1 protein-coding gene is annotated in these 23,081 nt (G+C 49.3%); it reads right to left on the bottom strand.

Going from position 1 to position 23,081, the window contains the following annotated elements; genetic code table 11:
* Positions 1-50 precede the first annotated feature (50 nt).
* Positions 51-23,030 (bottom strand): tandem-95 repeat protein, encoded by a 22,980-nt coding sequence (locus tag R8O10_RS11530; protein WP_318191421.1) that lies wholly within the window; start codon positions 23,028-23,030, stop codon positions 51-53.
* Positions 23,031-23,081 lie beyond the last annotated feature (51 nt).

The following is a 23,081-nucleotide window of genomic DNA, read 5'->3' as shown; positions in this document are numbered from 1 at the left end:
TGCATGGCTTTGGTTCGGGCAGCAATGACACTGCCCTTGTCTAGGACTGGTTACATTGAGCTTTGATCGAAATCGTTGCCTTGGTCAGTACCCGTTTGAGTATCCGAGTCGAAGCTGCCAGAGTCATCCGTGAAGTCGACACCTTGCTCTTGACCTCCCGCACTTGTCCAGTCGCTGCCGCCAGATTCCATACCCGCCATGTCTGGTTGCTGATCTTGAGCAGAACCTTGCATGGTGTATTGATCATCGACTTCAACTTCAACTTTGCCACTCGCACCTTCTACTGCGCTGCCCAATTCATCGTAACCTTGGAATTGGATTTCGGTCGTACCTTCGTAACCTTCTGGTAGGTCAACCGATACTGGTTGGTTCAGGTTGCCACTTAATGTGAAGCTGCCATCGCCATTATCCAGTGCGTTGCTTACTGATGCACCATCAGGTAGACCGGACATTTCTGCATAATCCACCGATTCGTTACCACTGACCTCATCTGGAACCGAGATAGAAATGGTATCGCCTGGTGCTGCAGTCACATCAGCTGTGCTCTCGTCTTCACTGTCTGCACCGTTTGCTGCTTGTTCTTCAGGCTGTTGCGCTTCGCCAACTTGCTGCTCTGCTGATGCTTGAGCAGTTTGGATTTGTGGCTCGTCGCTTTGCGCTGAATCGTCCGCAACTTGGATGCTCAGATTCTGAGTCGATACTTCACCATTGTCGTTGACCTGAACATCCATAGCCAAATTGCCATCGAAGTCATCGTTCGGCCAGTATGTCCACTCTTCATCACCTGATTTCGCAAAGAAACCAGCATCGTTTGCATCGGCGACATCCAACACTTCTGCAGAAGGGCTAATGCCAAGCTCATCAATCAACTGCGCTTCTGTTAGGGTTAGTGAACCATCATCAGCCAGTGCGTAGCCTTCACTGGTTGTGGTTTCACCTTCACCTTGGATGTCGACATTGAAGAAGCTCTCAATGCGGTTTTCACCGTCAGTTGCAATGAAGCCAACTTGAACATCTCCGGTGTAGCCTTCTGCTGGTGTGAATTGGTAGTTACCTTGGTTATCGGTCTCTATCACACCTTGACCTTCCATTAGGCTCACTGACTCAATGCTCAAGCTGTCGCCTTCTGCATCGCTCAAGGTCGATAGCATGTCATCATTGGTGAACGACAAGGTGCCATCCGCTGCCATTTCTGTGGTAGAAATGCTGTCGATTTCTGGAGAAGCATTCTCTTGTGGTGCGTCTTCTTTCACGACCACACCTGTTTGCTCATCATGAAGCACACCGTCTTTATCAATCACATAAGCGATATCCGCTTCACCAGTAAAGCCTGGTGCTGGATTGAATGTCCATGTGCCATCACCGTTATCGACAATCTCACCTTGGCTGCGATCAGCTAGGTGAACGAATTTCACTTCATCACCCGCATCAGCGTCTACGTTTTCTGCCAATCCGATTAGGTCATCAGCGGTTAGGATAACGGGTTCACCCGCTAGGGTTTCGAAGTCACCTGAATCGATGCCATCTTCGAACTCTTCTGGCTCGTCACCGTAATCCACCGTTGTTGCGGTCACGGTTACGAAGAACTCGCCATTAAAGTCAGCCGGAGGCGTCATTTGCAGGTCTGAGATATCCCACTCGTTCAAGTCGATGTATTGACCCGGTTCCGTGATGGTAATGGTGTTCACACCATCCGTAACTTCGAAGCCAACAGGGAAACCAGTCATCACTAGGTTACTTAGCGTTTCTGAATCGTCGATTAGACCAACATTCAAGCCTAGGTGACCTGTTTCGTCCTCACCGAAGACTAACGGACCATCATGGTCGGTTGTGATGACCGCGCCATCCGCAACAGGGCGAACAAACACTGGTACATCAAGAACCGTCTCAAACTCACCGTCACTTACCACAACTTGCAAGTCAGAAACCCCTGCAAAATCGCCAGTCGGTGTGAATGTCCAAGTACCGTCACCGTTGTCTGTTACCTCACCACCATCTTCACCTTCTGCGGTGATAATGCGTGATACGACTAGGTTTTCAGTATCGATATCGCCGAACAAGTTCATCAGGTCGCCAGCGTCGAAGGTGAATGCGCCATCCTCGTCGGTTGCCATAAAGGCATTACCCACATTGAATGGAGCATCGTTGACTGGAATGACATCCACATTCAACGAGCCTTCAACCACTTCTTCACCATCCGTCGCGGTGTAGCCCAGTTCCACCAAACCATTGAAGTCTTGAGTGGTCACCAAGTGGTACATACCATCTGGTTGTTGGGTTAATGTCGCGTTTGCAGGAGCACGAACCGTGATGCTTTCTACGCTGATTTCGTCACCATCAAGATCCGTAACTTGATCAGCGATGTAAGCTGGGTCAATCACCATGACCACATCTTCTTCGCCTTGCATCTGGATGGTTGGCGCTTCTGGTGCATCGTTAACCGCTTCGACGTTTAGATTGCCTTCAACCGGCGTAACTAAATCACCATCGCTGACGCCGAACGACATTGGCACATCACCATTGAAGTTCTCAGCCGGAGTGAATGACCAAGTACCATCACCGTTGTCTAGCAAGTCACCGTATTGCTCATCAATCACTAAGTCGACAGCAGACAGTTCGTCGTAGGTGTTATCGATGTCTGTCGCGTTAACAAGCAACATGTCCTGCGTGATAAGAATGGTGGTATCTTCGGTGCCAGCAATATTCACTGGCGTTGATTGCGGCGCATCGTTAATTGGGTTCACCGTTAGGTCGACGCCCACTTCCACGCTCGCACCATCGTTATCAATCAAGTCGAAGCTTAGGTCGATATCGCCATTGAAGTTCGCATCAGGCGTAATCGTAAAGCTACCATCTTGGTTCTCAACAACGGTTGCATTGGCTACCGCGGTTAAGTTCACTGCTTCTAGATTATCGCTGTCTACGTCACCCGCTTGAGCCAGTAACTGCTCTTGACTCAATGTGATTGAACCGTCTTCATCGACGCTGTAAGCCAAGTCGCCAGATACCGGAGCATCGTTGACTGGCAATACATCAATGTTCGCGTTGGTTGTCGCAGTTGCACCGTCTTCATCAGCGACGACTACGTCTAGGCTTACGCCAGCGTTGAAGTTTTCATTTGGTGCGAAGCTGTAAGTGCCATCGTCATTCGCCGTTAGAATGCCGTCGTTACCACTGTAAGAGACGCTTTCTAGGCTCACGTCGCCTTCCACATCGCTTGATTGCGCTAGCAGTTGCTCTTCCGTGAAGATAATGACTTCGTCTTCATTGACAGAGTAACTTGTCGCACCTGCGATTGGTGGATCGTTCACCTCAAGAACGGTAATACCCGCAGTGGTTGAGTCTGTCGCACCCTCTTCATCGACAACCACAACGTCTAGGCTGACCTCGCCATTGAAGTTCTCGTTTGGAGAGAAGGTGTACGTACCATCACCATTGTCTTGGAACACGCCATCTGCGCCGCTGTAGCTGACACTATCAATCGCGACTTCGCCTTCGACGTCAGATGAGTTAGCCAATAACTGCTCGTTACTGATGGTGATCGAATTGTCTTCATGCACCGTGTAAGACGTGCTGCCTGCAACCGGTGGATCGTTCTCTGGCGTCACACTCACATCAATGTTGGCAGAGGTCGTATCCGTACCGTCTGACACATCGAAAGTGAAGTTCACATCGCCATTGAAGTTCTCGTTCGGCGCGAAGCTGTACGTGCCATCGCCATTGTCGGTTAGGACACCGTCTGCACCTGTGTAAGTCACGCCTTCAACTGTTAGGTTGTCACCTTCTACATCCGTCGCGCCTGTTAGCAAGTCTGCATCTGTAAAGGTAAGAATACCGTCCTCACCCACAGTGAACGCTTGGTCTTGTGGCTCTGGAGCGTCATTGACTGGTGTCACCGTTAGATCGAGACCAGCCGCAACCACTTCTTCGCCATCCGTGACATCGTAACTAAACTCGATGTCACCGTAGAAGTTCTCGCTCGGAGTAATGGTGAAGCTGCCATCCTCGTTCATTTCAACCGTTGCATTTTCATCATTTGTGCTTAAGTTGATTGCGCTCAGATCGTCACCATCGATATCAACGGCATGCTCAAGTAACTGTTCTTGAGTCAGCGTGATGCTGTTGTCTTCGGCAGTGACTGCGGTGATATCACCCGTCACTTCTGGTGCATCATTGGTTGGCGAGATATGAATCGTCACATCTTGCGTCGCTGTCGCCGTTGTACCTGTATCCACATCTGTAGAGGTTGCGTTCACGGTTAGCGTCACATCGCCGTTGAAGTCCGCAGAAGGGATAAACTCTAGTCCTTCTAGCTCGCCTGGTTGTAGTGACCAAGTGCCGTCCCCGTTATCAACACCAGCCGATAGTGCGCTGCCTTCTGGCACATCTTCAATCAAGATAGAGAGGTTTTCTGAACCATCGGTATCGGTTAATACTGCATCGATATCAAGCGGCACTGGCGTATCTTCGGTACCAATGATTTGGTAATCCGCGTCCGCTACCGTGATTTCGATGTTGTCGATACCAAACGATTCATCCCAAACGTCTTGATTCAAGGTTGAACCGAAGCCGAGTTGCAGTTCGCCATCCTCGACAGGAACCGTCAGGTTGATTTGGTGAGCTTGGTCATTCCAACCACTGAAGCCTTCACGTTGAGAGGCTCCATGAATCACTTCACCCACTTCATTACCATCTGAGTCGTAAAGCGTTGTCGTACCATCTTGAGTACGGAACGCGGAGTTTTCCAAGGTGGTTAGCTGTTCGCCACCCACAAAGATTTGGAACGACTCGCCATCCCAAGAATCGATTTCGTAGAAGCTAAATGAGATATTTACTTCATTGACATCGCTTGGGATCTCGTAGGTTTTACTGACCGCTTCATCACCGCCAGTGCCACCAATACGACCCAACATGTTGCCCGTTTCGAAGCCTTGTGAGCTCTCAGTGTTCGCGTTCCAACCGTTCGAGCCAGACTCGAAGTTATCAGACGCAATCACCAAGTCCGAAGCAATCGACAGCTCTGGCATATCAACCACAGATTGAACGTCAATGTTCGCTTCAGCAGGAACAGTTGCAGTGCCATCGTTGACATCAAACGTCACGTTCACGTTGCCATCGAAGTTTTCATTCGGTGCAAAGGTGTACGTGCCGTCACCGTTATCAACCAAAGTACCGCTGTCAGAAGCAACATTTTCAACCGTTAGGTTATCACCATCGATATCACCTGCATTTTGCAGCAGTTGCTCTTCGGTGAAGGTGAAGCTGGTGTCTTCTTGCGTAACAAACTGTGGCTGACCAACCGTTGGCAAGTCGTTTACTGGGTTCACAGTCAGATCGGCAGTCGCTTGAATGGTGGCATCGCCGTCCGTAATGTCGAAGCTCAGATCAATATCGCCATTGAAGTCTGCATCCGGCGTGATAGTGAAGCTACCATCGTCATTCGCAACAACGGTCGCATTGCCATCAACAGTCAGGTTCGATGCGGTTAGGTCATCACCATCCACATCGCCCGCTTGTGAAAGAAGCTGCTCTTGGCTGAGAGTGATAGAACCATCTTCATCCACGCTGTAAGCCAAATCACCTGATACTGGAGCATCGTTGACTGGCAATACATCAATGTTTGCATTGGTTGCTACCGTTGCACCATCTTCATCGGTCACGACAACATCTAGGCTGACATCACCGTTGAAGTTTTCGTTTGGTGCGAAGCTGAATGTACCGTCGCCGTTATCGGTAAAGATACCGTCGGAGCCGCTGTAGCTGACGCTATCAATCGCGACATCACCTTCAACGTCAGAAGCATTCGCCAATAGCTGCTCAGAGCTAATGATGATGACTTCGTCTTCGTTCACTGAGTAACTAGTCGCGCCCGCGATTGGTGGATCGTTAACCTCAAGTACCGTGATACCTGCCGTGGTTGAATCCGTAGCACCGTCTTCGTCTACCACAACAACATCTAGGCTGACTTCACCATTGAAGTTCTCGTTTGGCGAGAAGGTGTAAGTGCCGTCACCATTGTCTTGGAACACGCCATCTGCGCCACTGTAGCTCACGCTATCAACCGAAACATCGCCTTCAATATCCGATGAGTTCGCTAGTAATTGCTCATCGCTGATGGTGATTGAGTTGTCTTCATGCACCGTGTAAGACGTGCTACCTGCCACCGGTGGATCGTTCTCTGGCGTTACGCTTACATCGATATTTGCGGTCACGGTATCCGTGCCATCGGAAACATCGAAGGTAAAGTTCACATCGCCATTGAAGTTTTCGTTTGGCGCGAAGCTGTAAGTGCCATCACCATTGTCGGTTAGGACACCATCTGCGCCTGTGTAGCTCACGCCTTCAACCGATAGGTCATCGCCATCGATATCCGTTGCGCCATCAAGTAGGTCCTCATCAGTGAAGAGCAAGACGCCATCTTCACCAATCGTGAACGCTTGATCTTCTGGCTGTGGTAGGTCGTTAACTGGATTAACCGTTAGATCTGCCGTCGCGACCAAAGTGTCAGAACCATCACTGATATCAAACGTGATATCAATGTCACCATTGAAGTTCGCATCTGGCGTGATGGTGAAGCTGCCATCGTCGTTAGCAGTCACTGTCGCATTACCATCTACAAGCAAGTTTTCAGCAACAAGGTCATCGCCGTCCACATCGCTCGCTTGAGACAACAATTGCTCTTGGCTCAATGTAATGGTGTTATCTTCATCTACGTTGTATGCCAAGTTGCCCGATACTGGCGCGTCGTTGATTGGCAATACATCCACTGTGATATAGGTGTCGACTTCCGCGCCATCTTCATCACGAATAGTCACGTCCAACGAAACTTGACCATTGAAGTTCTCATTCGGTGCGAAGCTACAAGTGCCATCGCCATTTACTGAGAAGATGCCATCTGGACCGTCGTAGCTGATACTTACAAGCTCAACATCCCCTTCGACATCCGAAGCATTCAGAAGCACTTGTGATTCACTGAACGTTAGAACTTGGTCTTCATCGATGGTGTACGCAGTTGGACCTGCGATTGGCGGATCGTTCACCTCAAGTACCGTGATACCTGCGGTAGTTGAATCCGTCGCGCCATCTTCGTCGACTACAACAACATCTAGGCTCACTTCGCCATTGAAGTTCTCGTTTGGCGAGAAGGTGTACGTGCCATCACCGTTGATTTCTAGCACACCATCGTTACCGCTGTAGCTCACGCTATCAATCGATACATCACCTTCAATATCCGATGAGTTCGCTAGTAACTGTTCATCACTGATGGTGATCGAGTTATCTTCATGCACTGTGTAAGACGTGCTGCTTGCCACCGGTGGATCGTTCTCTGGCGTCACACTCACATCGATATTCGCGGTCACGGTGTCCGTGCCATCGGAAACATCGAAGGTAAAGTTTACGTCGCCATTGAAGTTTTCGTTCGGTGCGAAGCTATACGTGCCATCGCCATTGTCAGTTAGGACACCGTCCGCGCCAGTGTATGTGACACCTTCTACCGATAGGTCATCGCCATCGATATCCGTTGCGCCATCAAGCAGATCTTGGTCAGTGAAGGTCAACACACCATCTTCACCAATAGTGAACGCTTGATCTTCCGGCTGCGGCAAGTCATTAACTGGGTTAACCGTTAGGCCCGCCGTTGCAACGATAGTATCGCTGCCATCGTTGATATCGAACGTGATATCAATGTCGCCATTGAAGTTCGCGTCAGGCGTAATGGTAAAGCTACCATCGTCATTAGCCGTAACCGTCGCATCACCGTCAACCACTAGGTTAGAAGCGGTTAGTGCATCACCTTCTACATCCGTTGCTTGTGCCAACAATTGTTCTTGGCTTAGCGTGATTGAGTTGTCTTCGTCGACACTGTAAGCCAAGTCACCCGATACTGGAGCATCATTGATTGGCAGAACATCAATGTTTGCCGTCGTCGAAGCGGTCGCACCATCTTCGTCCACGACTACAACATCAAGATTCACTTCACCATTGAAATTTTGGTTTGGTGCAAAACTGAACGTACCATCACCATTGTCGGTAAAGATACCTTCGCTGCCACTGTAGCTCACGCTATCTAGTGCTACCTCACCTTCAATATCGGAAGAGTTTGCCAACAACTGTTCTGCACTGATGGTAATGACTTCATCTTCATCAATGGTGTAACTGGTTACGCCTGCGATTGGTGGATCGTTCACCTCAAGAACGGTAATACCCGCTGTTGTTGTATCAACCGCGCCGTCCTCATCAACCACGACAACATCTAGGCCAACATCGCCTGTAAAGTTTTCGTTTGGTGAGAAGGTGTAAGTACCATCGCCATTAATTTCTAGCACACCGTCGTTACCGCTGTAGCTCACGCTGCTGATCGCAACATCACCCTCGATATCAGACGAATTAGCCAGTAGTTGCTCGTCACTGATGGTGATCGAGTTGTCTTCATGCACAGTGTAAGACGTGCTGCCCGCAACTGGTGGATCGTTCTCTGGCGTAACTGTTACATCGATATTTGCCGTCACGGTATCCGTGCCATCGGAAACATCGAAAGTGAAGTTCACGTCGCCATTGAAGTTCTCGTTTGGTGCGAAGCTGTACGTGCCATCGCCATTGTCGGTTAGGACACCGTCTGCACCTGTGTAAGTCACGCCTTCAACGGTTAGGTTGTCACCTTCTACATCCGTCGCGCCTGTTAATAGGTCTGCATCTGTAAAGGTAAGAAGACCGTCCTCACCCACGGTGAACGCTTGATCTTGTGGCTCTGGAGCGTCATTGACTGGTGTAACGGTTAGGTCAAGACCAGCCGCAACCACTTCTTCGCCATCCGTGACATCGTAACTAAACTCAATGTCGCCGTAGAAGTTCTCGCTTGGAGTAATGGTGAAGCTGCCATCCTCGTTCATTTCAACCGTTGCATTTTCATCATTGGTGCTCAAGTTGATTGCACTTAGGTCATCGCCATCGATATCAACAGCGTGCTCAAGTAACTGCTCTTGAGTTAGCGTGATGCTGTTGTCTTCGGCAGTGACTGCAGTGATATCACCCGTCACTTCTGGTGCATCATTAGTTGGCGAGATATGAATCGTCACATCTTGCGTCGCTGTCGCCGTGGTTCCGGTATCTACATCCGTAGAGGTTGCATTCACGGTTAGCGTCACATCGCCGTTGAAGTCCGCAGACGGAATAAACTCTAACCCTTCTAGCTCGCCTGGTTGTAGTGACCAAGTGCCGTCACCATTATCAACACCTGCTGATAGTGCGCTGCCTTCTGGCACGTCTTCAATCAAGATAACGAGGTTTTCTGAACCATCGGTATCGGTCAATGCGGCATCAATATCAAGCGGCACTGGTGTATCTTCGGTACCAATGATTTGGTAATCCGCGTCCGCTACCGTGATTTCGATGTTGTCGATGCCGAATGACTCGTCAGGAATACTTTGGTTTAGCGTAGAACCAAAGCCTAACTGAAGCTGACCGTCTTCCACCGGAACGGTTAAGTTAACTTGGTGTGCTTGGTCGTTCCAACCACTGAAGCCTTCACGTTGAGAGGCTCCGTGGATCACTTCACCCACTTCATTTCCATCTGAGTCGTAAAGCGTTGTCGTACCATCTTGAGTACGGAACGCTGAGTTCTCCAAGGTGGTTAGCTGTTCGCCGCCGACAAAGATTTGGAACGACTCGCCATCCCAAGAATCGATTTCGTAGAAGCTAAACGAGATATTCACTTCGTTGACATCACTTGGAATATCGTAGGTTTTGCTGACCGCTTCATCACCGCCAGTGCCACCAATACGACCCAACATGTCGCCCGTTTCGAAGCCTTGTGAGCTCTCAGTGTTCGCGTTCCAACCGTTCGAGCCAGACTCGAAGTTATCAGACGCAATCACCAAGTCCGAAGCAATCGAAAGCTCTGGCATATCAACCACAGATTGAACATCAATGTTCGCTTCTGCTGGCACGGTAGCGGTTCCATCGTTGACATCAAACGTTACGTTCACGTTGCCATCGAAGTTTTCATTCGGAGCGAAGGTGTACGTGCCGTCACCGTTGTCGACTAACGTACCACTGTCAGAAGCAACGTTCTCAACCGTTAGGTTATCACCATCGATATCACCTGCATTTTGCAGCAGTTGCTCTTCGGTGAAGGTGAAACTGGTGTCTTCTTGCGTAACAAACTGTGGTTGACCAACCGTTGGTAGGTCGTTCACTGGGTTCACAGTCAGATCGGCAGTGGCTTGAATGGTCGCATCGCCGTCCGTAATGTCGAAGCTCAGATCAATGTCGCCATTGAAGTCTGCATCCGGGGTGATTGTGAAGCTGCCGTCATCGTTCGCAACAACGGTCGCATTGCCATCAACTGTCAGGTTGGATGCGGTTAGGTCATCGCCATCCACGTCGCCGGCTTGAGCAAGAAGCTGCTCTTGGCTGAGAGTGATAGAACCATCTTCATCCACGCTGTATGCCAAATCACCTGATACCGGAGCATCATTGACTGGAAGAACATCGATGTTTGCATTGGTTGCTACCGTTGCACCATCTTCATCGGTCACGACTACATCTAGGCTGACATCACCGTTGAAGTTTTCGTTTGGTGCGAAGCTGAATGTGCCATCGCCGTTATCGGTAAAGATACCGTCGGAGCCACTGTAGCTGACGCTATCAATCGCGACGTCACCTTCAACGTCAGAAGCATTCGCCAACAGCTGCTCAGAGCTAATGGTGATGACTTCGTCTTCGTTGACTGAGTAGCTAGTTGCACCGGCAATTGGCGGATCATTCACCTCAAGAACAGTAATGCCAGCGGTGGTTGAGTCCGTCGCACCGTCTTCATCTACCACGACAACATCTAGGCTGACTTCACCATTGAAGTTCTCGTTTGGCGAGAAGGTGTAAGTACCATCACCATTGTCTTGGAACACGCCATCTGCGCCGCTGTAGCTGACGCTGTTGATTGCTACTTCGCCTTCGACGTCAGATGAGTTAGCCAATAGTTGTTCGTTACTGATGGTGATCGAATTATCTTCATGCACCGTGTAAGACGTGCTGCCTGCCACTGGTGGATCGTTCTCTGGCGTCACACTTACGTCGATATTTGCGGTCACGGTATCCGTGCCGTCAGAAACATCGAAGGTAAAGTTCACGTCGCCATTGAAGTTTTCGTTTGGCGCGAAGCTGTAAGTACCGTCACCGTTGTCGGTTAGGACACCATCTGCACCAGTGTAGCTCACACCTTCTACCGAAAGACTATCGCCATCGATATCCGTTGCACCATCAAGCAGATCTTCATCAGTGAACAGCAAGACGCCATCTTCACCAATGGTGAACGCTTGATCTTCTGGCTGTGGTAGGTCGTTAACTGGATTAACCGTCAGGTCAGCTGTTGCAACAATAGTGTCGCTGCCGTCGTTGATGTCGAACGTGATATCAATGTCACCATTGAAGTTCGCATCAGGCGTAATGGTAAAGCTGCCATCATCGTTTGCCGTAACCGTTGCATCACCGTCAACCACTAGGTTAGTCGCGGTTAGCGCGTCCCCTTCTACATCCGATGCTTGAGCAAGAAGCTGCTCTTGGCTTAGCGTAATTGAATTGTCTTCATCGACACTGTAAGCCAAGCTGCCCGATACTGGCGCATCGTTGATTGGCAATACATCGATGTTTGCGTTAGTTGCAGCAGTTGCACCGTCTTCATCAACAACCACAACATCTAGGCTCACATCGCCATCAAAGTTGGCGTTTGGTGCGAAGCTGAATGTGCCGTCACCGTTATCGGTAAAGATACCGTCGGAGCCGCTGTAGCTCACGCTATCAATCGCAACTTCACCTTCAACGTCAGAAGCGTTCGCCAACAGCTGTTCAGAGCTAATGGTGATAACTTCGTCTTCGTTCACTGAGTAGCTGGTCGCGCCTGCGATTGGTGGATCGTTCACCTCAAGTACTGTAATACCCGCGGTGGTTGAATCCGTCGCACCGTCTTCATCGGCCACGACAACATCTAGGCTCACTTCGCCATTGAAGTTCTCGTTTGGCGAGAAGGTGTACGTACCGTCACCATTGTCTTGGAACACACCATCTGTGCCGCTGTAGCTAACGCTATCAACCGCGACATCTCCTTCGACGTCTGATGAATTCGCCAGTAACTGCTCGTCACTAATGGTGATCGAGTTATCTTCATGCACTGTGTAAGAGGTGCTGCCTGCCACCGGTGGATCGTTCTCTGGAGTAACTGCGACATCGATATTCGCGGTCACAGTATCCGTGCCATCAGAAACATCGAAGGTGAAGTTCACGTCGCCATTGAAATTCTCGTTTGGCGCGAAGCTGTAAGTGCCGTCACCGTTGTCGGTTAGGACACCATCTGCGCCAGTGTAGCTCACACCTTCTACCGATAGGTCATCACCATCGATGTCCGTTGCACCATCCAACAGGTCTTGATCCGTGAAGGTCAACACGCCATCTTCACCAATGGTGAACGCTTGATCTTCTGGCTGCGGCAAATCATTAACTGGGTTAACAGTAAGGTCCGCCGTTGCAACAATAGTATCGCTGCCGTCGTTGATATCGAACGTGATATCAATGTCGCCATTGAAGTTCGCATCTGGCGTGATAGTGAAGCTACCATCGTCGTTTGCCGTAACCGTTGCATCACCGTCAACCACTAGGTTAGACGCAGTCAGCGCATCACCTTCTACATCCGATGCTTGAGCAAGTAGCTGCTCTTGGCTTAGCGTAATTGAGTTGTCTTCATCAACGCTGTACGCCAAGTTACCCGATACTGGTGCGTCATTGATTGGTAAGACATCGACTGTGATGTAAGTATCAACCTCTGCGCCGTCTTCATCGCGAATGGTCACATCAAACTGTACTTGACCGTTGAAGTTTTCATTCGGTGCAAAACTACAAGTTCCATCACCGTTTACTGAGAAGATACCATCTGGACCGTCGTAGCTGATGCCAACTAGCTCGACATCCCCTTCAACATCGGAAGCATTCAGTAGCACTTGCGATTCACTGAAGGTTAGAACTTGGTCTTCATCGATAGTGTATGCGGTAGGACCTGCGATTGGTGGGTCATTTACCTCAATCACAGTAATGCCTGCAGTGGTAGAGTCCGTTGCACCCTCTTCATCGACTACGACAACATCTAGGCTCACCTCGCCGCTGAAGTTCTCGTTTGGTGAGAAGGTGTAAGTACCATCACCGTTGATTTCCAGCACGCCATCGTTACCGCTGTAGCTCACGCTATCAATCGCCACTTCGCCTTCTATATCAGACGAGTTAGCCAACAGCTGTTCGTTACTAATGGTAATCGAATTGTCTTCATGAACGGTGTAAGCCGTGCTGCCTGCAACCGGTGGATCGTTCTCCGGCGTCACGCTTACGTCGATATTCGCCGTCACGGTATCCGTGCCATCGGAAACATCGAAAGTGAAGTTCACGTCGCCATTAAAGTTCTCGTTTGGTGCGAAGCTATATGTGCCATCACCATTGTCAGTAAGAACACCGTCCGCGCCTGTGTAAGTGACGCCCTCAACAGATAAGTCATCCCCTTCAATATCGGTAGCGCCTGTTAGGAGATCCGCATCAGTAAAGGTCAGCACACCATCTTCACCAATGGTGAACGCTTGATCTTGTGGTTCAGGCGCATCGTTAACTGGTGACACCAATAACTCAAGGTTGGTTGAGACAACATCATCGCCGTCAGACACATCGAACGTAAAGGTGATATCACCATTAAAGTCCGCATCTGGCGTTAAGGTGTAAGTACCGTCGCCATTGTCTGTGATGGTGATGTTTTCATCATCCGTAGCCAAATTCAGCGCTGTTAGTTGGTCTCCATCCAAGTCACGCGCATTAGCGAGTAAATCTTCTTGCGTAATTAGGATTGAACCATCTTCTTCAACCATCGCTGAAACAGGCAATGCTTCAGGCGCATGTTCAATGTGGGCACCTGTTGCATTGACGTAGATGGTTTGAGAAACGGTTTCAGAATCATTATTTGATAGCTCTGTTGCCGTTGCCGTTACATTGATTTCTAGCTGTTGGTTAAAGTCTTCTGGCAATTGAATCTGTAGCTCTTGTTCAATTGCTGTGGTTGGAAGCGTTACAGAACCATCTGGACCGACTGTTACTTCACCGCTGTAGATCTGGCTGTTCACTTCACCTACATCAATGGTGAAGTTGAAGTCGGTGTAATCGGCATCGCCGCCACCGTAGAGATCTTCAAAGCCGTAAACCAGTTCACCGTCTTCGTTCACGGTAGTTCGGGTATGTTCAATGCCATCTTGGTTGAGCTCTGAGCTTGAACCACCATGGAAGACTGCATCACCGAATTGGCTTTGAATTACGGTTTCAGAACCATCAGCACCAACAAACACGAGTTGTGGGTCAACCGTATCCATGTTCGCAGGAGAGCCATCTGCTGCACGGAACTCGTACTGACCATCTTGCATGGATGCAAAGTCATTGAAGTTATGACCGTTAGGAATCAAGAATAGGTTGAAGCTTTCCCCTTCCGAGATTTGGAAGCTGAACTGATCTTGTCCCGGAACGAGGTCACCGCCGCCACCAACTTGAGAGGCGTTTTCGTACACCACTTCAACGCCCGTGATGTTGCCATCTTCATCGACTTTGTAGTAACCCGCTGTGTTTTGGTAACCCGCGGTTTCACCTTCAAACGTAACCGTGATTTCAGTATCGTTGAAACTAGTGATACCGTTGTCTTGATCGTTAAGTACCCCTTCGTTGTCGTAGCTGATCACCGAACCTTCTGGAACACCATCCACGGTCACAGTCAGCGTTTCTGACAAGTCTTGGTCAACCAATGCTGCGGCGATGTTCACTTCAACAATACCGCCTGGCTCAACCAAGATCGCTTGGTCATCCACGTTTCGACCATCGCCATCAGTGATGACTAGGTCTGGCGCATCTGCCACGGCTTCGATAAGGACATTAATGTCTTGCTCAACTTCATCAGTGCCGTCAGAAACCGTAAAGCTGAACTGCAAGTCACCACTGAAGTGCTCTTCTGGTACGAAGCTAAATGTACCGTCACCGTTGTCCGTTACAGTACCTTCATCACCCGAGTAGTTAATGCTGGTAACGGTGAGGTCATCACCATCAATATCAATCGCGCCACTTAGCAGATCTTCTTGCGTGAACAGGATGCTGCCATCCTCTTCAATTTGGTACATGCCAGGCGCAACAATTGGAATGTCATTGACTGGATTCACCGTCAATGTCATTTCATTAGCAACACTTAGTTCACCGTCACTCACTTCATAAGTGAATGCAATGTCACCATTGAAGTTTTCCGACGGTGTCACCGTGAAGGTGCCGTCGCCGTTGTCCACGATAGAGGCATTCGGATCATTGGTTTCTAGTGCCGTTGCGTATAGTTCATCACCATCTTGATCGCTGGCGTTTTCAAGCAGCATTTCTTGTGTCACGAGGATAGAGCCATCCTCGTCCACGTCTGCCACGATTGGTGCTGCTTCTGGTGCGTCGTTGACGAACTCAACTTTCAAGTCGATGTTTGCCGCCACCACATCGGTGCCATCGCTCACATCAAACGTGAGGTCAACATTACCAAAGAAGCCCTGCTCTGGCGTTAACGTGTAAGTGCCATCGCCATTGTCTGTCACTTGAACCGTGTCGCTTAAACTCGTCACGTTAACAACAGACAGATCATCGCCTTCGATGTCCGTCGCTTGAGCCAGCAGCTCTGCTTCAGTAATCGTGATAGCCTCGCCATCTTCTGTAGTGAAGGACAAATCAGGTACATCTGGCAGGTCGTTCACTGGATTAACGGTGAGGTTTAGATCCGCGGCGACGGTTTCGATCGCGTCAGTTACGTCATAAGTAAATTCGATTTCACCAAAGAAGTTTTCGCTCGGTGTAATCGTAAAGCTACCATCAGCGTTCTCAACGATGGTTGCATTAGGATCGTTGGTCGACAGGTTCACCGCTTCAAGGTTGTCACCATCCACGTCCGTCGCGTTCGCCAACAAGTCTTCTTGAGTGATGGTAATTGAGCCATCTTCATCGACGACCGCATCAACAGGACCGCTGACCTCTGGACCTTCGTTGACGATCTCAACATCGATCTTCGCAGTGCTTGGTGCACTTGCTTGACCATCGCTGATGTCGAAGGTCAAGTTCACTTCACCGTAGAAGTTCGAAGTTGGCTCGAAGGTAAAGGTGTTGTCGCCGTTATCTGTCAACGTACCTTGTGACTGGTCAACAAGCAGCAGATTCTCGATATGCAGAATGTCGCCATCCACATCAGTCGCACCTGATAACAGGTCTTTTGCTTCGATGATGATGGTGCCGTTTTCTAGCATTTGAGTATGCAGCGGTGCACCAGGAACTGGCACATCGTTGACCGGAATAACGGTCAGATCTAGATGGGTATCGACTTCATCGGTGCCATCGAAGACTTTGTAGTCAATGTCGACTTCACCATTGAAGTTTTCATTCGGCATAAAGGTGTAAGTGCCGTCGCCATTGTCGACAAGCTCACCGTTGTCACCACTGTAAGAGATATCAGAGATAGACAGCGCATCGCCTTCTACATCACTTGCATTCGCAAGCAGGTCGTCCGCGCTAAACGTAATGCCCACATCCTCATCAGTCGACAATACAATCGGACCAGAAACGATTGGCGCATCGTTTACTGCTTCGAAGTTGATGTTGATGATGTTGTCGTCAGTGAGTTCACCATCCGTAACTTGGTAGCCAAGCTCAATCTCACCGTAGAAGTTCTCATCTGGTGTGACTGTCCATGTACCATCGCCGTTGTCGGTTAACGTAGCGTGCTCCGCGTTATCCCCCACCAGCTCTAGGTTTTGAATATCAAGTACATCACTATCGATATCACTCGCTTGTGCGAGAAGCTGCTCTTCTGTGATTACCACAGAGGCAAACTGCGTAGAACCTTCGGTATCAATGGTCACATTTGGTAGATCAGCAGTCAGTTCGATTTCACTGTCACCTTCACGGATATTCAATTCTACCGTTTCAGTGATTTCCGTGCCATCCACGCCAATAGATGTGAACACCGCTTCATCATGACAAGTTTGCGAAACCGTCATGTTTTGAACCACGTATGTACCGTTACCTTGAATCGTACCTAACTCAAAGTAAGACACCGGCTCGTTCACCGTTAGGGTGTAATCCGTCTCATAGCTACCACGATCTTCTTTGTGGTAAGTCATCGAATCGATCAAATCACCATCGGAGTTGAATGCGCGAATTTCGACTTCGGTAAAGTGGCGAGACTCTTCCATAAACCAGCCGCCTAGACCATCTAGGTGGAAGCTGATTTCGTTGATGTCTTGACCTTCAACGCTCACAGTCAGTTTTTCATCACCACTCAAGCCTTGGCGGTCAGTATCGCCAATACCGTGACCGATGTGTGTTTTACCATTCCACGCACCGAGTGGGTCATCATTACTTTGAACGGTAACTTTCAAATCACCATCAACAAACTCACGTGTGTAAGGGTCAACAGCAGTACCCCAATCATCGAGGCTAGCGTTGTCGTCAAAGGTACCAATTTGACTCGTATGCGTACCGTTCGCTAATGCATCATCATTTGGAATGAAGCGCACTTCCGTGTCTGCAGGAACCTCCTGCCCGACTTCTAGCTGTACCCATTCGTCATTTAGATTTGCTTCAATGATGCCGTTTTCAGGGGCTTGGTCGAGACGTAACGCAGGCTCTTCACGCAGAGAAACACCCACTGTTTGGTCTTCTTCCGCTTGAATAAAGATCTCGTCGCCCGCTTCTGGCGCATCGTTGACAGGGTTAACGGTCAGATCCAGCGTGGTCAAAACATCATTTTCGCCATCGCTGATGTTGTAAGTGAAGTCCAACTCACCGTTAAAGTTTTCGGTGTGCGTAATGGTGAAAGAACCATCGTCGTTGGCTACGATCGTCGCATCTGGGTCATTGGTTTGTAGATTGCTGGCAACAAGGTCATCACCTTCAATGTCTGTCGCATTCGCAAGCAATTGTTCTTGCGTGATGGTGATGGCGTTATCTTCATCCACTTCAGCTTGAATGCCTGACGTTTCAGGTGCGTCGTTCACCGCGATAACATCGATGCCTGCGGTTGTCGTATCTGTTGCACCATCTTGGTCGATGACCGTAACGTCGAGCGAAATGTTACCGTCAAAGTTCTCATTTGGCGTAAAGGTATATGTGCCGTCGCCATTGTCCACGAAGCTACCGTCGTTACCAGAGTAGCTAACATTCGCCAAGGCTACGTCGCCTTCCACATCAGAAGAGTTGGCTAACAACTGCTCGTCACTAATGGTGATTTGACCATCTTCTTGAACCGTGTAAGACGTAGAACCTGCCACTGGTGGATCGTTCACTGGTGTCACGCTGACATCAATGAATGCAGGTGTTGAACCTGTGCCGTCAGACACATCGAATGTGAACTGAACATCACCGTTGAAGTTCTCATTCGGCGCGAAGCTATAAGTGCCATCACCATTATCGGTAAGCACACCGTCCGCACCTGTGTAGAGTACGTTTTCGATAGACAGATCATCGCCGTCAATATCCGATGCGCCTTCCAATAGGTCTGCATCCGTGAACAGCAAGGTGCCATCTTCTTCTACCGAGAACTGTTGATCTTGCGCTTGTGGCAAGTCATTCACAGGATTAACCGTAATATCCAGACCAACTTGTACCGAGCCACCATCGTTATCAATGATATCGAAGGTCAGATCTAGGTCGCCGTTGTAGTTTTCATCCGGTGTGATGGTGTAACTGCCATCATCGTTGTATTGAATTGTCGCGTTGTCATCTGTCGATAGATTGATGGCTTCAAGGTTCTCGCTATCAATATCGCCCGCTTTGGCAAGCAACTGCTCTTGGCTTAGCGTAATTGAGCTGTCTTCGTTGATGGTGTAAGCCAAATCACCCGATACTGGTGGATCGTTGATTGGCAATACGTCGACATTGATGTGCGTATCAACGGTCGCCCCATTTTCATCTTGAATGGTCACATCCAACTGAACTTGGCCATTGAAGTTCTCGTTTGGTGCAAAGCTGCAAGTACCATCACCATTGACGGTAAAGATACCATCCGAGCCTTCATAGCTGATGCCAACAAGCTCTACATCGCCCTCGATATCAGATGCGTTGGCAAGAATTTGTGACTCACTGAATGTCAGTACTGAATCTTCATCAATCGTGTAAGACGTTGGACCGGCAACTGGAGGGTCATTCACTTCAATAACCGTAATGCCTGCAGTTGTTTCGTCAATCGCACCTTGCTCATCCGCCACAATCACATCAAGGCTAATATCACCACTGAAGTTCTCATTCGGCATGAAGGTGTAAGTGCCGTCACCGTTGTCTTGGAATACGCCATCGGTGCCTGAATAGGTCACGCTATCGATGGACACTGCGCCTTCCACATCCGAAGAGTTAGCCAGAAGCTGCTCGTCGGAAATGGTAATCGCGTTGTCTTCATCAACCGTGTAAGACGTAGAACCCGCAACCGGAGGATCGTTCACTGGAGTGACGCTCACGTCCACATTTGCAGGTACGGTCTCAGTGCCGTCAGAAACACCAAAGCTAAAGCTGACATCACCGTTGAAGTTTTCGTTTGGTGCAAAGGTGTAAGTACCATCACCGTGGTCAGTCAACACACCATCGCTGCCTGTGTAGCTAATGCCGTCAACCGTTAAGTTATCGCCATCGATATCGGTCGCGCCAGCAAGCAAGTCTGCATCGGTAAACTGAAGCGTGCCGTCTTCTTCAACACTGAACTGCTGGTCTTGAGGGACAGGAAGATCGTTAACCGGATTAACCGTTAGATCCGCCGTTGCTTGGATAGTGTCTGTGCCGTCCGTAATGTTGAATTGGATATCAATGTCACCATTAAAGTCCGCATCTGGTGTAATCGTGAAGCTGCCATCATCGTTCGCTGTAACGGTTGCGTTTCCATCGACAGTCAAATCGCTAGCAGTCAGGTCATCGCCCTCAATATCAGACGCTTGAGAAAGAAGCTGCTCTTGGCTGAGTGTAATCGCACCGTCTTCATCAACGCTGTAAGCCAAATCACCCGATACTGGCGCATCATTGATTGGCAATACATTCACATTGATGACGGTATCAACTTCTGCTCCATCTTCATCTCGAATGGTCACATCAAGTTGAACTTGCCCGTTAAAGTTCTCGTTTGGCGCGAAGCTGCACGTGCCATCATCGTTAACAGTGAAAATACCATCCGGACCATCGTAACTAATGCCAACAAGCTCTACATCGCCTTCCACATCAGAGGCATTCAACAGCACTTGCGACTCACTAAAGGCCAGAACTGAATCTTCATCAATGGTGTAAGAAGTTGGTCCTGCGACTGGTGGATCGTTCACTTCCAGTACTGTAATGCCAGCAGTGGTGACATCCGTTGCGCCTTCCTCATCAGCGACGACAACATCAAGCGTCACTTCACCATTAAAGTTTTCATTTGGAGAGAAGGTGTAAGTACCGTCACCATTGATTTGCAACACACCATCGCTGCCAGAGTAGCTCACGCTATCAATCGAGACATCCCCTTCTAAATCCGAAGAATTTGCCAACAGTTGCGCGTCAGAAATGGTAATAGAGTTGTCTTCGTGAACTGTGTAGGACGTTGAACCAGCCACCGGAGGATCATTCACCGGCGTGACGCTCACATCTACATTCGCTGAAACCGTATCTGTGCCATCAGATACGTCGAAGCTGAAGTTTACATCGCCATTGAAGTTCTCATTTGGCGCAAAGCTATACGTGCCATCGCCATTGTCAGTTAGAACGCCGTCGGTTCCTTCGTAGCTAATTCCCGTTACAGAAAGGTCATCGCCTTCAATGTCGGTCGCGCCAGCAAGCAGATCCGCATCGGTAAATTGCAGCGTACCATCTTCTTCCACGCTGAATTGTTGGTCTTGAGGAACAGGCAGATCGTTGATTGGATTAACGGTTAGGTCAGCGGTTGCTTGAACGGTATTCGTGCCATCTGAGATATCAAAGCTGATGTCGATATCACCATTAAAATCTGCGTCCGGCGTGATGGTGAAGCTACCATCGTCGTTTTGAGTCACCGTCGCGTTGCCATCTACCGAAAGATTAGATGCCGTCAGTGCATCGCCTTCCACATCGGAAGCTTGCGACAACAACTGCTCTTGGCTCAAACGAATCGAGCCATCTTCGTCCACCGAGTAAGCAAGATTACCAGACACCGGCGCATCATCGACTGGAGTGACGCTTACATCAATGTTGGCAGAAACCGTATCTGTGCCATCGGATACATCAAAGCTGAAGTTCACATCACCATTGAAGTTTTCATTTGGCGCAAAAGTGTAAGTCCCATTACCGTTGTCGGTCAGGATGCCGTCACCACCGTCGTAGCTTACGCCCTCAACTGTTAGGTTATCGCCTTCAATATCCGTTGCGCCAGTAAGCAGGTCTGCGTCCGTAAAGATCAGCGTGCCATCTTCTTCCACGCTGAACTGCTGGTCTTGAGGAACCGGCAAATCGTTGATTGGGTTAACGGTTAGATCAGCGGTTGCTTGAACGGTGTTCGTGCCATCTGAGATATCGAAGCTGATGTCGATATCACCGTTGAAATCTGCGTCCGGCGTGATGGTGAAGCTACCATCGTCATTTTGAGTCACCGTCGCGTTGCCATCTATCGAAAGGTTAGACGCCGTCAGTGCATCGCCTTCCACGTCAGAAGCTTGCGACAACAACTGCTCTTGGCTCAAACGAATCGAGCCATCTTCGTCCACCGAGTAAGCAAGATTGCCAGATACTGGCGCATCATCGACAGGTGTGACGCTTACATCAATGTTGGCAGAAACCGTATCTGTGCCGTCGGACACATCAAAGCTGAAGTTTACATCACCATTGAAGTTTTCATTTGGCGCAAAACTATAAGTCCCATTACCGTTATCGGTCAGGATGCCGTCGCCACCATCGTAACTTACACCTTCAACTGTGAGGTTATCGCCTTCAATATCCGTTGCGCCAGCAAGCAGGTCAGCATCGGTGAAGATCAGCGTACCATCCTCTTCAATCTCAAAGGTTTTATCTTCAGGCACTGGTGCGTCATTGATTGGACGAACAGTTAAATCAATCGAGCTAGAAATGGTTTCTTGACCATCACTGATATCAAACGTTAAGTCGAGTTCACCATTAAAATCTGTATCAGGTGTGACGGTATAAGTGCCATCACCATTATCCACAACCGATGCATTAGCACCCACTTGCACGTTGAATGCGGCAAGATCATCGCCATCAACATCACTCGCGTACCCGAGAAGTTGTTCTTGAGTGAAGGTAATGGTGCCATCTTCATCCATGATGTATGCCAGATCTTGCCCTACTTCTGGCGCGTCATTTTCACCTTCGACTTTAATTTGGAACGTTTCGCTCGTAGTTTCGGAGTCGAAATCGTCTTCTACTTGCGTCGTGGTTTCTTCGCTGGTGTCTTGTACATCCACCGCGAAGCTCTCTTCAGTGGTTTCTGAATCTAGCTCGTCACCACCTTGAGAACCTTCAGAGTCTGAAGAAGCACTTGGCGCAGATGAAGTTTGTACCGCTTGTCCTTGCGCTTCATTGCCTTCTGCGTCCGAACCACCTTCAGAGCCAGAGGCATCACCACCACCGACCGCTTGGGCACCCGCCCCAGAATCCGAACCACCGCTGCCCAGAGCCTCGTCACCTGATTCTCCGCTAGAAGCTACACTATCAACAACATTGGATTGTGCAGCGTCAGAGTCGCTGCTACTTTCAGTATCCTCTTCTTGAACTGCGCCACCCGAGCTCACTGCTTCTTCTTCCGTACCCGCGCCACTAGGATTTTCTTCCATCGCACGATTGGCTTCATCAACAGCATCTGCACTTTCAGCACCAGTCGCTACAGTCGAAGAGACGGTCGACTGCTGTTTTTCTTCTTTTGTCCCCGTATCCTTCGTTTCTGTTTGCTCTACCGCATCGTTAAGCTTTTCATTGTCTTTTTCTTGATTAGTGTCGCCTGCCATTACAGCCTCCGTTGCTTTTAGCTAACTGATCGTATTTAGAGGCAGTAAAGG

The organism is Vibrio sp. 1727 (assembly GCF_033344415.1).
Taxonomy (GTDB): Bacteria; Pseudomonadota; Gammaproteobacteria; order Enterobacterales; family Vibrionaceae; genus Vibrio; species Vibrio alginolyticus.
Note: the sequence above shows the minus strand (reverse complement) of the source record. Positions and strands in the feature narration are given on the sequence as shown.

What these genes read in the sequence shown, in the direction of transcription:
- R8O10_RS11530 (WP_318191421.1), bottom strand. Translation starts at nt 23,030, where the DNA reads ATGGCAGGCGACACTAATCAAGAAAAAGACAATGAAAAGCTTAACGAT.